The sequence below is a fragment of the Saccharomonospora cyanea NA-134 genome, assembly GCF_000244975.1.
Classification (GTDB): domain Bacteria; phylum Actinomycetota; class Actinomycetes; order Mycobacteriales; family Pseudonocardiaceae; genus Saccharomonospora; species Saccharomonospora cyanea.
This window is the reverse complement of record NZ_CM001440.1, coordinates 4,700,935-4,714,637: the sequence shown is the minus strand read 5'-3', so window position 1 is coordinate 4,714,637 and position 13,703 is coordinate 4,700,935. Positions and strand designations below refer to the sequence as shown.

Here is a 13,703-nt window from a genome sequence, read left to right as displayed (position 1 = left end):
TAGGGCACCATGACCGAGCTGCAGCAGTGGAACTACCTCACCGACATGGACGGCGTGTTGGTGCACGAGGAGCACCTCGTGCCCGGAGCCGACGAGTTCCTCTCCGAGTTGAAGTCGAACGGAGCACGCTTCCTCGTGCTGACCAACAACTCGATCTACACCCCGCGTGACCTGCGTGCTCGGCTGGCGCGCACCGGCCTCGACGTGCCGGAGGAGAGCATCTGGACCTCCGCGCTGGCCACCGCTCGGTTCCTGCGCAACCAGCGCCCAGGCGGCTCGGCGTTCGTGATCGGCGAGGCGGGGCTGACCACCGCGCTGCACGAGGCGGGCTACGTGCTCACCGATGTCGACCCCGACTACGTCGTGCTGGGCGAGACCCGGACCTACAGCTTCACCGCCATCACCAGGGCGATCCGACTCATCGAGCAGGGCGCGCGGTTCATCGCCACCAACCCCGACCCCACCGGGCCGAGCCGGGAGGGCGTGCTTCCGGCGACGGGTTCCATAGCGGCCCTGATCGAACGCGCGACCGGCCGCTCGCCGTACTACGTCGGCAAGCCCAACCCACTGATGATGCGTTCGGCGCTGCGTGCCCTCGGCGCGCACAGTGAGCACACGGTCATGATCGGTGACCGCATGGACACCGACATCCATTCCGGCATCGAGGCGGGACTGCACACGGTGCTGGTACTCAGTGGCATCTCGACCCGCGAGTCGGCCGAGCGGTACCCGTTCCGCCCGACCATGGTCGTGGACTCCATCGCCGATCTGGTCGGCCGCACCGCCGACCCGTTCCGGGCGGGCTGATCCCGAGACGCGAAAGACCAGGGCTTATCGTCGGGGCGTGAAGGACCATCCCACGTTCGTGGTCGGCGACGTCCACGGCCACCGGGACGAGCTGGCCGACGCACTGCGCGACGCCGGGCTCGTCGACGACGGCGACAACTGGATCGGGGCCGACGCCCACCTGTGGTTCCTGGGCGACTTCGTGGACCGGGGACCCGACGGGGTCGGTGCCATCGACCTGGTGCGGTCGCTGCAGCGGCAGGCGTCGTCGTCGGGTGGTTTCGTCGACAGCCTGCTCGGCAACCACGAGATCCTGCTGCTGGGCATGCACCGCTTCGGCGACACCCCGGTGCCCGCCGACGCGGCCGGTGCGGGCCGGAGCTTCGCGCGGAGCTGGGCGGTCAACGGCGGGCAGCGGTCCGACCAGGACGCGCTCACCGGCGAGCACATCGAGTGGCTGACGTCGCGCCCGGTCGTGGCGGTGGCGGCCGATCACCTGCTGGTGCACTCCGACACCCTGGAGTACCTCGACTGGGGAGACACCGTCGAGCAGATCAACGAGGCTGTCGAGGAGGTGCTCGCCGGGCACGACCTCGCACAGTGGTGGGACCTGTGGCGCCGGATGACCACGCGGTTCGCGTTCCGGGGGCCGGAGGGCGCCGAGGCCGCGGAGGAACTGCTGGCGCAGCTCGGCGGGGAGCGCGTGGTCCACGGACACAGCGTCATCGCCGACCAGGTCGGCGTGCATCCCGTCGAGCTCGACGCCCCCCACCTCTACGCGGGTGGGAAGGCACTCGGCATCGACGCGGGACTGTTCGCCGGTGGGCCGTGCCTCGTCGTCGAACTGCCCTACCAGCCCTCCTAGCCCGACCATCCCCTCAACGGTCCGGAGTGAGCAGGTCGTTCTCGCGTACGGCGGCCAGCGACAGCGTGCGGTAACCGACCTCGTCGAACAGCACCGTCAGCCGGTCGGCCTCGTGGTTCACCACGACACCGGGGCCCCACTCGGTGTGGCGGACGGGCGTGTCGACGCCGAACTCCGTGTCCTCGTCCCTCGGCGGCGCGTGCTTCCGCGCGGTGCCCTGCTCGCACGTGTCGCAGAACCCGCAGGGTTCGTCCAGGGACTCGCCGAAGTAGCCGAGCAGGAACTGCCGTCGGCACGAGCGGGTCTCCGCGTACTCGCGCAGCACCTCGATCCGCGAACGGTCGAGCTGCCGTTGCCGCTCGAACTCCCGTTCCACGTCCTCCCGTGGGCTGTCGCCACCCCGGTAGGTGAAGCCGCCGCGCTCGTCGGCTTCGACGACCCCGGCCTCCTCGAGCAGGTTGAGGTTGTTCATGGCGCTGCGGTGGGACTGCTCGACCTCGTCGTCGATCTCGGAGGGGCTCGGCGTGCCGTCGTGCTCGCGGACCGCCTCCGCGACCTCCCCTACCTTGTCGACGTCGAGGGAGCGCGAGGTGAGGAAGCGCTGCAGCCGGTAGTCCTCCGGCCGGTGCACCAGCAGGGCGTCGGCGCGTTCGCCGTCGCGTCCGGCGCGCCCGATCTGCTGGTAGTAGGAGTCCAGCGAGTCGGTGGGCGCCGTGTGCACGACGAACCGCACGTCGGGCTTGTCGATACCCATGCCGAACGCCGACGTCGCGGCCACGACCTCCACCTCGTCGTTCATGAACGCGTCCTGCGCCCGCCTGCGGTCCTTCGCCTTCATGCCCGCGTGGAACGCCACCGCCCGCACGCCGACCTCGGTGAGCGCCTCGGCGAACGCCTCGGCGTCGGCGCGGGTGGGCGTGTAGACGAGACCGGGTTTCGCGGCGTCGGACACCCACGCGCACACGAGTTCGCGACGTCGGTCGTCGTCGGCGACCCGCGTGGCCGCGAGGTGCAGGTTCGGCCGGTCGAACCCCGTGACGACGCGCACCGGATCGCGCATGCCGAGGTGTTCGACGATGTCGTCGCGCACCGGCCCGCCCGCCGTGGCCGTCAGTGCGAGCACCGGCGGGCGGCCCATGCGTTCGACGGCGTGGCGCAGCCGCAGGTAGTCGGGTCGGAAGTCGTGGCCCCAGTCGGAGACACAGTGGGCCTCGTCCACCACCACCAACGTGGGAGCCGCCCGTCGTAGCTCGGCGAGCGTGTCCTCCTTCGCGAGCTGCTCGGGGGAGAGGAACAGATACTCCGCGTCACCGCTGCGCACCGACCGCCATGCCTGCCGCTCCTCGCCGCTGCGCTGGGCGGAGTTCACGGCCACGGCGTCCGGCACGTCGGCGTCGTCGAGGTGTTCGAGCTGGTCGCGCTGCAGAGCGAGCAGCGGCGAGACCACCACCGTCGGACCGTCGAGCAACACCGTGGGCACCTGGTAGATGGCGGACTTGCCGGATCCGGTGGGCATCACCGCGAGCACGTCGTGGCCGTGGAGGAGGGGCTCCATCGCGGCCAGTTGCTCGGGCTTGAGCGACCAGCCGAACGACGACTCGGCGACGTGCTCAAGGCGGTCGGTTTCGTGGGACACGCCCGGTCGGGTTCCCGCGCCGGGGCGGGGGAAACCGCGGAAACCGCGGGTGCCGGGCCGGTGGAGCGTGCCGGTCAGCCTTCCGCCAGGTCCTTGATCCCCCGCAGGGTGGCCTCCATGCCGGTGCGGAGCTCGGCGAGGCGGTACCGGACGATCGCGTCCTTCTTCTCCGGCCTCGACTCGATCGCCAGCGTCAGTCCCGAGCGGGCGGGACCGAGTCGTACGCCGTGTCGCAGCAGGACGCCGCCGTCCCGAGGTTGGAGTTCGAAGTACCAGGTCGACATCGGCTGGGCCGGGTCGACGTCGTCACCGCCGAACCGGCCGTCGGGGTCCACCGTCGCCCACGCGAACACCTTCGGCGGCTCGCAGGCGACGACGTGCGACTCGGTGCGCCACTCGCCGAGTACCTCGCTGCGGTTGTGACCCTCGAACCGCGCGCCCAGCGCTGGGCCGGTGGCGCCGTCGAGCCAGCGCACGCGCCGCAGTTCCGGGCTGAACCGTGCCGGGACCTCGATGTCGGTCACCAACTCCCACAGCCGCCCAGGATCGGCCTCGACGACGATGTCGCATGCGGTTTCCACACGGGCTCCTCAGCGGGTGGACACGATTTCCCTGCCGAGCGGCAGAAGTGCCACCGGTACGAGCTTGAAGTTACCGATGCCCAGCGGGATGCCGACGACCGTGACGCAGAGCGCGATGCCCGTCGCGACGTGTGCGAGGGCGAGCCACCAGCCCGCCACGAGCAGCCAGACGATGTTGCCCAGCAGCGACGGAATACCGGCCGTGCGCCGCTCGGTGACCGTCCGCCCGAACGGCCACAGGGCGTAGCCCGCGATACGGAACGACGCGAGTCCGAACGGGATCGTGATGATCAGAAGGCAGCAGACGAGGCCCGCGAACGCGTAGCCGATGGCCAGCCAGAACCCGGAGAGCACCAGCCAGATCACGTTCAGTATCGCTCGCACACCACCATTGTCCCGCGCTCCGGCCTTCGTGCGGTGATGGCTTTTGTGACGTGAGTCTCCGTACACTCGCTCCTGCCGTCGCTTCGTCGTCGAGGAGGCACCATGTCGACCGCGCCCGCTGCTGCGAGCTACTCGTCCGGTCTCGCGGAGGTTCCGCTACTCGGGGACACCATCGGCGACAACCTCGATCGCACCGCTCGGGCACATCCCGACCGCGACGCCCTCGTCGACCACGCCACCGGGCGGCGCTGGACCTACCGTGAGTTCGTCGCCGACGTCGACGCCCTCGCGCTCGGCCTGCTCGCCAGGGGCGTCGCGAAGGGCGACCGGGTGGGCATCTGGTCTCCCAACTGCCCCGAATGGACACTGACCCAGTACGCCACGGCGAAGATCGGCGCGATTCTCGTCAACATCAATCCCGCGTACCGGTCGCACGAACTCGAATACGTGCTGAACCAGGCCGGTGTTTCCACTCTCGTCGCCGCGGAACGGTTCAAGACCTCCGACTACGCGGGAATGATCCGCGAGGTGCGGCCCCGCTGCTCCTCGTTGCAGGACGTCGTGCTGATCGGCGGCGACGACTGGACCTCGCTGCTCACCAGTGGAAGGGAGGCTGATCCGGTCGCCTTGGCGAGAGCCGGAGCCGAACTGGGTGCCGACGACCCGATCAACATCCAGTACACGTCCGGCACCACCGGATTTCCCAAAGGCGCCACGCTGAGCCACCACAACATTCTCAACAACGGTTTCTTCGTCGGGGAGTTGTGCGGCTACACCGAGGCGGACCGGATCTGCCTTCCAGTGCCTTTCTACCACTGTTTCGGAATGGTGATGGGAAACCTCGCCGCCACGTCGCACGGGGCCTGCATGGTGATTCCCGCGCCCGCGTTCGACCCGGGGAAGACACTGGAGGCCGTGCAGGCCGAACGTTGCACGTCGCTGTACGGCGTGCCGACGATGTTCATCGCCGAGCTCGCCGAACCCGACTTCGAGGACTACGACCTCGCCAGTCTGCGCACGGGCATCATGGCGGGCTCCCCGTGTCCGGTGGAGGTGATGAAGCAGGTCATCGAGCGCATGGGCATGGCGGAGGTGTCGATCTGCTACGGCATGACGGAGACGTCTCCCGTGTCCACGCAGACCAGGGCGGACGACTCCCTCGAACGCCGGGTGTCCACCGTCGGCAAGGTGGGGCCGCACCTCGAAGTGAAGATCGTCGACCCCGCGACGGGGCTCACCGTGCCACGCGGTACGCCCGGCGAGCTCTGCACGCGCGGGTACTCCGTGATGCTCGGTTACTGGGAACAGCCCGAGAAGACGGCCGAGGTCATCGACGCGGCCCGCTGGATGCACACCGGCGACCTCGCGGTGATGGACGCCGACGGCTACGTCACCATCACCGGTCGGATCAAGGACATGGTGATCCGGGGCGGCGAGAACATCTATCCGCGGGAGATCGAGGAGTTCCTCTACACCCACCCGGACATCCTCGACGCGCAGGTGATCGGCGTGCCCGACGCCAGGTACGGCGAGGAACTCATGGCGTGGGTGCGCATGCGCGACGGTGCCGAACCCGTCACCGCCGAGAGCCTGCGCGAGTTCTGCACCGGCAGGCTCGCCCACTACAAGATCCCGCGCTACGTGCACGTCGTGGGCGAGTTCCCCATGACCGTCACCGGCAAGATCCGCAAGGTGGAGATGCGGGAGAAGGCCGTGGAGCTGCTCGGACTCGGTGACGCCGCGGGCTAGCCCCGTAGCGCGCGTTCGACCTGGCGCCCGGACAGCGGCTCGGCGCTGATGTAGTACAGCACCGAACCGGGAGGCAGGGTCGTGTTCCGGTCGGGGTTGACATGGAGGGCCTCGCCCGCTCGCGCCGCCAGCAGCGTGGCGTCGTACTGCCTGTCGAGGGCCGTCCGACACTGCTCCACCGACACCTGCCCGACCGAGGCGGGCAGCGTGATCGAGTAGGTGTTGGCGCCCCCGTGGGTCATCAGGTTGGTGTAGACCTCGCTGATGCCGGGCGACTGGAGCTCCTCGGTGATCATGCGCGGGGTGTGCCACTGGACGGGCTGGATGTTCCCGCTCACGTAACCGAGCAGCGACGACCGCTCCAGATCCCGCAGCGTGACCACGATGTGGGCGCGGGTGGTCACGTGGTCGACGGCCAGCGCGACCGCGAGAGACTCGTTGTCGTCGCGGACGTCCACGAGCACGGTGCGGGCGCGGTGCACTCCGGCCCGGCGCAGCAACGCGGAGTCGGAGAGGTCACCGCGCACGAACGTCACGGCCTCGCCCGGCATCGGGTGAGTGCCCACGTCGTCCCAGGCGCAGAGCACCAGTTCACTGGGGCGGCCACCGCTGTCGGCGAGCAGTTCCGCGACGATCCGCTCCGTACGACCGGGTGTGTAGCCGAGGAGCACCGTGTGGTCGGACGCGTCCACGGTGACCGAACCCTGCATTCGCTGTCCCCTCGCCTTCTCCAGCACCGAAGCCAGTTTCGTGAACACCGTCGTGAGCGCCACGATGCCGCCGACGATGACGTAAGCGCCGACGACGTGACCCGCGGCGGTCTCCGGGTAGAAGTCGCCGTACCCCACGGTCGCGGCGGTGACCACGAAGTACCACCAGTAGTTCGCGGGATCGGTCAGTTCGCTGCCGTCGGGCTCGGCCAGTGTCATCAGCGGCCAGCTCGTGCAGAAGACGAACGCGATCACCACCACCGGCGTGGCCCACGAGGTCAGCCGCGCGAGCCGCACCAGCAGCCGGGACAGGAAGAACGGCACGGCTTCCTCCGGGACAGCGGTGGCGGTGGCGACTCGGAACTTCCGAACTTCTTACCAGCCGCCACCGGGCCGCCGGAACCGCTGACCACGTTCGTGGGGTGGACGTCACCCGCGGCGGCCCGAAGGGCACGGCGGTGTCACGACACCGTCTCGGCCACCTCGGCGAACGCCTTCTCGTCCTCCCTGCCGAAGGCGTCCTCCAGTTGTTCGGGGGAGTGGTCGAGGTCGATCTCCGCGACGTTCGCGCCACGCGCCGACTCGATCGCGCCGAGGCGGCGTTGGGCGCGGTCGGCCGCGTACCGCACGAACTCGTTGTTGTCGATGCCGAACGGCGGCGTGTCGAACTGCTCGTCGACCCACTGGATCATGCCGAGGGCGTGCGGCAGCAGCTCGCCCATGCGCTGCTGCACGACCTCCCACAGTGAGTCGTCGGCGGCCACGTGCCGCCTGCACGTGAAGGTGCCCCACGCCATGTGCCTGCGCTCGTCGTCGGAGATGCGCCGCACGAGTTCCTGCATCCCGGGCAGGATGCCCCGGCTGGTACAGACCTTCTGCCAGGCGAAGTAACCGGTGAGCGCGAGGGAGCCTTCGATGACGTGGTTGTAGGTGACGCTCGCGCGGACCTGGTTGCGGGGACTCGGGTCCTCGGCCAGTACACCGAGCGAGGCGGGCAGCTCCTCGTAGAACAGCTTGCGGTAGTGCGGGTTCTCGGCGACGTAGGGGTGCAGGTCCTCGGTGAGCCCGACCGCGTCCATCCAGCGGCGGAACACCTCGGTGTGCTTGGCCTCCTCGAAGCAGAACTGCGACAGGTACATCTCGTCGCCGAGCCTGCCCTCGGTGGCCATCGCCTTCATGAACGGCTGGATGTCCTCGGTGACGGCCTCCTCGCCCGCGACGAACTGCGCGCACAGGAACGTGGCGGAGCGACGTTCGTCGTCGGTCAGCGACTGCCAGTCGGCCGCGTCGGCGCTGAAGTCGATGTCGGCGGGATTCCAGAACCTGCGGTTGCCCTTCGCGAACAGCCGAAGCGGGAAGGAGTTCCAGTTGAGCCCTCCCCGGCGCAGCGACTGGAAGCCGTCACGATGTCCGGCTGTGGTGGAGGTCATGGTGTTTCCCCTTTGCTCACGTCGTTTCTAGGACTGGATCAGTGCTCCGACCACGGCGCACACGCGGTCGGCCGCCTCGGTGGAGGAGCAGGTGGGCAGGACGAGGTGGCTGAGGGCGAGCCGGGTCATGGTCTCGGCGACGAACCGGGGATCGGCGAGGTCGGGAAGTCGCTCCCTCAGGTACGCCTCGGCCATGTCGGTGGCGGCGTTCAGCACCGGTTGTCCCCGCGTGGTGAGCAGCGGCAGCAGGTCCTCCGCGGGCTGCGCTCCCGTGACGGCGGAGACCAGCCGGTTCTCCTTGGCGTGCTCGATGGTGTAGGCCGTGGCGGCGTGGACACCGGTGAGTACGTCACCCGCCTCGTCGAGGCGGCGCTGGATCCCGTCGGTGAACTCGGCGAGGGTGCGCAGCGCGACCGCCTGTACCAGTGCGGACTTGCTGCCGAACTCGTTGTAGACCGTCTGCCTGCTCACACCGACGGCCGTGGCGACGTCGGCCATGCGCAGTCCGATGTAGCCACTGTGGGTCAGCAGTTCGGCGGCGGCGTCGAGCAGTTGTTCCCGTAGCGACGCCTTGGCGCGTTCCGTGTAGCTCGTGACGTGCGACACACGGCGATCTTTACACGTCGCAGTGATATGTCAATCCGCTGGACGGGTAAGCACTGATTGTCAAGCGGTTACGGTGGGCCCGTGGGCACCTGCGTGGGTTTCGACCTCGACATGACACTCATCGATCCGCGGCCGGGCATGGTCGCGGCCATGAACACACTCGCCGACGAGTCCGGCCTGCCGTTCGACGGCGAGCACTTCGCCGCGCACCTCGGCCCGCCGCTCGACCACGTGCTGCGGGACTTCGGCGCGCCGGAGGAGCGCATCCCCGCGCTGGTCGACCGGTTCCGCCAGATCTACCCCGAGATCGTCATCCCGCGCACGGTGGCTCTGCCGGGGGCGGCCACGGCCCTGGACGTCGTCCGGCAGGCGGGCGGACGCTCACTCGTCGTCACGGGCAAGTACGCCCGCAACGCCGCGCTCCACGTGCAGGCTCTCGGCTGGACGGTCGACACGCTCGTCGGTGAGCTCTGGTCGACCGGCAAGGCGGCCGCGTTGACCGAGCACGGCGCGACGGTGTTCGTGGGCGATCACGTGGGCGACGTCAAGGGGGCGCTGGCGGCGGGCGCCGTCGCCGTCGGTGTCACCACGGGGCCCTGCGACCGGGCGGAGTTGCTGGCCGCGGGCGCGCACGTGGTGCTCGACTCGCTGACGGAGTTCCCGGCGTGGCTCGCCGAGCACGACGGGCACGCTGGGCACGGTGGCGCGGTCAGGCCCGGCGGTGTTCGCGGACCAGCGAGATGAGCCCCAGCGCCAGACCGAGCGGGGTGATCACGCCGGCGGCGGCGGACAGCCACACCGGCAGTTCCGAGTAGCCGGCGGCGAAGAGCAGGAACACCGCGACCACGGCCACCATGCCCGCTGCGAACAGGCCGATGCCGATCCTCATCAGCCAGGGCTTTCGCTTGGCGGCCGAACTTTCATCGTGGACAGCGGTTCCCATGTCGGACATTTTAGAGGTGAGCATTCGCCTTCGCCGTAGTGCGTGTGGCGCGATACGCTTGGTGGGTGCGCGTCCTGGGTACGCCTGGGGCGCGTTCGTCGTGCGGGGCCGTGCGAGGGAGTCGCACGGCCCGTTACGGGAGAACGAAGGAACGGTGAGGGGCAGTGCCGACCGGCAAGGTCAAGTGGTACGACGCGGACAAGGGGTTCGGCTTCGTCACGCAGGACGGGGGCAAGGACGTCTATGTTCGTAAGTCCGCGCTACCGCAGGGTGTCGAGGCACTGAAGTCCGGCCAGCGACTCGAGTTCGGGGTGGCCGAAGGTCGGCGCGGCCCGCAGGCCCTTTCCGTGCGGCTGCTCGACCCGCCGCCCTCGGTGGCGGAGGCTCGTCGGCGTCCAGCGGAGGAGCTCCACGGCCTCATCGAGGACATGATCAAGTTGCTGGAGATGAGGGTTCAGCCGGACCTGCGCAGGGGACGCTATCCCGACCGCAAGAACATCAAGCGCATCGCCGAGGTGATGCGGGCGGTGGCGCGCGACCTGGACCCGTGATCGCGGGGAGTTGGTCGCGTCGAGGGGCGGGCACTGGCGTGCCCGCCTTTTTCGTGCCGGAAAAGCGGACTACCGGAGTCGCGTATCACAAAACAGGTAGCTGTGGATCCTGTTCACGATCGCGTGGCGCCGTGCAGCTCAACCGGTCCACCGACATCGTGCTCCGGGTGCTGATGTACACAGCGGCGAAGGACGGTCGCCGAACGATCGACGAACTCGCCGTACCCCGCCACCACCTGGCGAAGGTGGTGCAACGGCTGCAACGGCTGGGACCGCTCACCACGCTCCGGGGCGAGGGGGAGGGTGGGGGTTCCAGCGCTTCTCTAGGACGGAGTGATCTGGAGCGACCAGACACCGCGCACCACGAGCTGCGGTTGGCCGCGTTCGTCGAGGATCGGGTTGTCCTGCTGGTCCACGGCGTAGGCGGCGCCGAGCTGCTGCACCTCCACCACGAGCGGCTGGTGGCGGGGCGTCTCCGGCACCACGGTGTAGGCGTGCCGGGTGCCGTCGGTGAACACCTCCTGCCGCATGGGCAGCAACGTGCCGTCGGGGGCGGCGGACTGCACGATCACCAGCCACGGTGTCTCGGAGATCTCGGAGGGCAGCGAGATCTGTACCGGCTGGCCGGGGCGCGCGTCGAGGGTGGCGGCGTCGCCACCGGTCTCGCAGTCCCTCAGCACGGCGTCGCAGTAGCTCAGAGGCAGCGCTGTGACGCTGTCGCCGTCGGTGTAGAACGTGACCTCGGGGGGCTGCGGGGCTGAACAGCCGGTCGCCACGGCCGCGCCCGCGACCGCCAGCGCTACTACTGAACGTCGCATGAGGGCGAGACTACGAGCCGCCCCGGTCCGGTCCCGGATCGGGTCTCACCGCGCGCCCGCGCAGCGACGGCACCAACGACGAGCCGCCGCGCACCAGCCAGGTCTGGGTGAGTCCGAGCGCGAGCAGCGCGGACACCACGAGGAAGCCGATCCAGTAGGTGGGCGGAAGCAGCAGACCCACCGCGCCGCCGAACACCCACGCGAGCTGCAGCACGGTTTCGGAGCGGCCGAACGCCGACGCGCGCGACTCCTCGGGCATGTCCTGTTGGATGACGGCGTCGAGGCTGTTCTTCGCCAGAGCGCTGGCGGTGGAGCCCACGAGCCCGACGAGTGCGGCCGTGGCGATGCCCGACACGATCGCGGCGACGATGGTGGCGGCCAGTGCACTCGCCAGGCACACCAGCACCACCTGGTCGGGTTTGCCGAAGTGCATGCGGGAACCGAGGGCGTTGCCGAGGAACCCGCCGACGCCCGCGGCGGCCCCGATGATGCCGAGCAGCAGCAGTTGCACGAAGGCGCTCTGCCCGCTGTCCTCGGTCTCGGCCTTCACCGCGAACGCGGCGAACATCATGAGGAACCCGGTGAGCACCCGGATGGAGCCGTTGCCCCACAACGCCACCACGACGTGCCGGGCCATCGGCTGCCGTTCCTGCTTCTCCTTCCGCGTGGGCAGCTTGCCGGTCAGGGAGGCGGGCACCTCGCCCTCGGTGACCTCGACCCACGACGGGATGCGCATGGCCTGCGCGGCGCCGACGGCGCAGATGAGCGCGGTGAACCACAACGCCCCTGCCGAGCCGAACGCCCAGTTCAGGCCACTGGCGACCGCCCCGAACGCGCCCCCGGCCGCGAGTCCGAACACGGCGAGCCTGGCGTTGGTCTTCGACAGTGTGATCTCGGGTGGGAGCACCCGTGGCGTGACGGCAGCCTTGAGCACCATGAACGACTTCGACAGCACCATCTTGCCGAGCGCGGCGGGGTAGAGCACCCAGCTGTCGAAGTTCAGCGCCATGAGCACGCACATCAGCGCCTGTCCCGCCGACGCGGCGGCCATGGCGAGTCTGCGCCCGCGCTGGATGCGGTCGAGAGCGGGACCGATCACCGGGGCCACGAGGGCGAACGGCGCGATGGTGATCAACAAATACAGCGCCACCTTGCCGCGGCTCTCGCCGCTGCTGGCCGCGAAGAACAACGTGTTGGCGAGTGCCACCGCCATCGCGGCGTCGCTCGCGTAGTTCAGCATCACCGAGTACGTCAGCGAGGTGAGGCCGGACTTGTCGGCCCCGTCGGCGGTGGCGGCTCTGCGGAAGGCGGCGACCGCCTGGCCGGAGAGCTCACGGCCGCGTAGTGCCGCCACCCGCGTGACGGTGAGCTTCTTCGGCATGCGGGTGGCGTTCTCGGCCGATTCGAACCCGTGCTTCGTCGTGGTCGGGTCGGGGCCGAACGCGTCGCGCGGGTGCCCCGGCGGGTAGCCGCCGGTGTCGTAGTGCTCGTACGGGGGTTCCGCGCGCCGGGACCGCCACGGGGGCGGCGCGGCAGCGCGTCCGTGGTAGGGCCGCGCTCCGCGAGGCGGCGGCGGAGGCTGCACGGGTACCGCACCGGTCGGCGCCTCGTCGGCGGTCGGAACGGTGTCCTGAGGATGATGAGCCCTGGTCGGAGGCGGCGGTTGGGGCCGCTGGACCCGCGTGGGGTCGGGTGACGGTCGGCTCGCCCGTTCGTCGGGCGTCCACTTCCGCCTACCCCTGCGACCGGAACGCATAGACCAATCCTGCCGTACTCGACCCGTCCTCGTGCGGGTCATCGACCCGTCGGGACGAACCTCACTGTGAACATCTTCGGCCACAGTTTCCCCGTGACGAGAAAGTGGTCCGGCTCGTCGAGCGCGGCGATGCCGTTGAGCACGTCGGCTTCGGCCGCCTCCTGCGGGGTGAGCAGCCCCGACGCGTCGATGCGCGCGGTGACGGCGCCCGTCGCCGGGTCGATGCGGAGGATGTGGTCGGTGTGCCAGACGTTGGCGTACACGGTGTCGCCGACGCACTCCAGTTCGTTGAGTTCGGCGACCGGGTTCCCGCTGTCGGTGACCTCGACGGTACCGAGCACGGAGAAGTCGTCGGGGTCACGGAACGTGAGGGTGGCCGTGCCGTCGCTCATGACCAGCCGGTCGGGCCCCTCCTGGTGACACAGGCCCCAGCCCTCACCGTCGTAACGGACGCGGCGCCGCTCCTCCAGCGTGTCGACGTCGCGTTCGACGGCGACACCGCTGCGCCAGGTGAGCTGCCAGAGGCGGGAGCCGACCACGGTGATGCCCTCGCCGAACAGCGGTTCGGGCAGCGACACCGTGACGGTCGGTTCACCCCCGACCGGCCCCTTGCGCACGGTGGACTCCCCGACGAGGCCCGTGCCCTCGTACAGCGTGCCGTCGACGACCTCCAGTCCCTGGGTGAACGCCTCCGGATCGTGGGGCGACACGTCGAGGACCTCGACCGTCCACTCCTCCGGTACGACGATCGGACCGCCGTCCTCGAACTGCCCCGAGGTGGACCTCGGTTCCTGGGATGGTCCCCCCGCGCACGCGCCCACCGCGGTCAACACGGCGAGCACCGTCGCGCCGACCCTGGTCATCCGGCTGGTCACTCGACGCACAGGC

15 protein-coding genes are annotated in these 13,703 nt (G+C 69.6%); 5 read left to right on the top strand and 10 right to left on the bottom strand.

Annotated features, from left to right (window positions below; genetic code table 11):
• The first annotated feature begins 9 nt into the window (after window positions 1-9).
• Window positions 10-807, top strand: a complete 798-nt coding sequence (locus SACCYDRAFT_RS22000; RefSeq protein ID WP_005459554.1) for an HAD-IIA family hydrolase — start codon at window positions 10-12, stop codon at window positions 805-807.
• Window positions 808-844: 37 nt separating this feature from the next.
• Entirely contained in the window at window positions 845-1,651 is an 807-nt protein-coding gene (locus tag SACCYDRAFT_RS21995; RefSeq protein ID WP_005459552.1) for a metallophosphoesterase, read from the top strand.
• Window positions 1,652-1,664: 13 nt separating this feature from the next.
• Here the strand turns inward: SACCYDRAFT_RS21995 and SACCYDRAFT_RS21990 are convergent, their stop codons facing one another.
• The 3 genes from SACCYDRAFT_RS21990 to SACCYDRAFT_RS21980 form a co-directional block, all read right to left on the bottom strand.
• Window positions 1,665-3,287, bottom strand: a complete 1,623-nt coding sequence (locus tag SACCYDRAFT_RS21990) for a RecQ family ATP-dependent DNA helicase (protein WP_005459550.1) — start codon at window positions 3,285-3,287, stop codon at window positions 1,665-1,667.
• Between the two features lie 74 nt (window positions 3,288-3,361).
• The gene (locus SACCYDRAFT_RS21985) at window positions 3,362-3,868 is read right to left on the bottom strand and encodes an SRPBCC family protein (protein ID WP_005459544.1); all 507 of its coding nucleotides are present in this window, start codon (window positions 3,866-3,868) and stop codon (window positions 3,362-3,364) included.
• Window positions 3,869-3,877: 9 nt separating this feature from the next.
• Entirely contained in the window at window positions 3,878-4,252 is a 375-nt protein-coding gene (locus SACCYDRAFT_RS21980; protein ID WP_005459542.1) for a YccF domain-containing protein, read from the bottom strand.
• Between the two features lie 102 nt (window positions 4,253-4,354).
• Between SACCYDRAFT_RS21980 and SACCYDRAFT_RS21975 the strand changes: the two genes are divergently transcribed.
• Window positions 4,355-6,001, top strand: coding sequence for an AMP-binding protein (locus tag SACCYDRAFT_RS21975; RefSeq protein WP_005459541.1), 1,647 nt, complete (start codon window positions 4,355-4,357; stop codon window positions 5,999-6,001).
• Here SACCYDRAFT_RS21975 and SACCYDRAFT_RS21970 read toward each other — a convergent pair.
• The 3 genes from SACCYDRAFT_RS21970 to SACCYDRAFT_RS21960 form a co-directional block, all read right to left on the bottom strand.
• Complete coding sequence (locus SACCYDRAFT_RS21970; protein WP_005459540.1) at window positions 5,998-7,035, bottom strand: ion channel; 1,038 nt, start codon at window positions 7,033-7,035, stop codon at window positions 5,998-6,000. The two genes, SACCYDRAFT_RS21975 and SACCYDRAFT_RS21970, sit on opposite strands and share 4 nt — an antisense overlap.
• 137 nt (window positions 7,036-7,172) lie before the next feature.
• Entirely contained in the window at window positions 7,173-8,141 is a 969-nt protein-coding gene (locus SACCYDRAFT_RS21965; RefSeq protein WP_005459539.1) for a R2-like ligand-binding oxidase, read from the bottom strand.
• Window positions 8,142-8,168: 27 nt separating this feature from the next.
• Window positions 8,169-8,747, bottom strand: coding sequence for a TetR family transcriptional regulator (locus SACCYDRAFT_RS21960; RefSeq protein ID WP_005459538.1), 579 nt, complete (start codon window positions 8,745-8,747; stop codon window positions 8,169-8,171).
• 81 nt (window positions 8,748-8,828) lie between these two features.
• Here SACCYDRAFT_RS21960 and SACCYDRAFT_RS21955 point away from each other — a divergent pair, with 81 nt between their 5' ends.
• Window positions 8,829-9,491, top strand: a complete 663-nt coding sequence (locus SACCYDRAFT_RS21955; RefSeq protein ID WP_005459537.1) for an HAD family hydrolase — start codon at window positions 8,829-8,831, stop codon at window positions 9,489-9,491.
• Here the strand turns inward: SACCYDRAFT_RS21955 and SACCYDRAFT_RS21950 are convergent.
• The gene (locus SACCYDRAFT_RS21950; protein WP_198284955.1) at window positions 9,457-9,690 is read right to left on the bottom strand and encodes a hypothetical protein; all 234 of its coding nucleotides are present in this window, start codon (window positions 9,688-9,690) and stop codon (window positions 9,457-9,459) included. The two genes, SACCYDRAFT_RS21955 and SACCYDRAFT_RS21950, sit on opposite strands and share 35 nt — an antisense overlap.
• Before the next feature lie 164 nt (window positions 9,691-9,854).
• Here SACCYDRAFT_RS21950 and SACCYDRAFT_RS21945 point away from each other — a divergent pair, with 164 nt between their 5' ends.
• Window positions 9,855-10,241: a cold-shock protein gene (locus SACCYDRAFT_RS21945; protein ID WP_005459532.1), complete on the top strand. Its 387-nt coding sequence runs from the start codon at window positions 9,855-9,857 to the stop codon at window positions 10,239-10,241.
• 323 nt (window positions 10,242-10,564) lie between these two features.
• Here the strand turns inward: SACCYDRAFT_RS21945 and SACCYDRAFT_RS21940 are convergent, their stop codons facing one another.
• The 3 genes from SACCYDRAFT_RS21940 to SACCYDRAFT_RS21930 are packed head-to-tail and all read right to left on the bottom strand — an operon-like array spanning window position 10,565 to window position 13,678.
• Window positions 10,565-11,059: a DUF2771 family protein gene (locus SACCYDRAFT_RS21940; protein WP_005459531.1), complete on the bottom strand. Its 495-nt coding sequence runs from the start codon at window positions 11,057-11,059 to the stop codon at window positions 10,565-10,567.
• A gap of 10 nt (window positions 11,060-11,069) precedes the next feature.
• Window positions 11,070-12,815: an MFS transporter gene (locus SACCYDRAFT_RS21935; protein WP_005459530.1), complete on the bottom strand. Its 1,746-nt coding sequence runs from the start codon at window positions 12,813-12,815 to the stop codon at window positions 11,070-11,072.
• A gap of 38 nt (window positions 12,816-12,853) precedes the next feature.
• The gene (locus SACCYDRAFT_RS21930) at window positions 12,854-13,678 is read right to left on the bottom strand and encodes a glutaminyl-peptide cyclotransferase (RefSeq protein WP_005459529.1); all 825 of its coding nucleotides are present in this window, start codon (window positions 13,676-13,678) and stop codon (window positions 12,854-12,856) included.
• Window positions 13,679-13,703 lie beyond the last annotated feature (25 nt).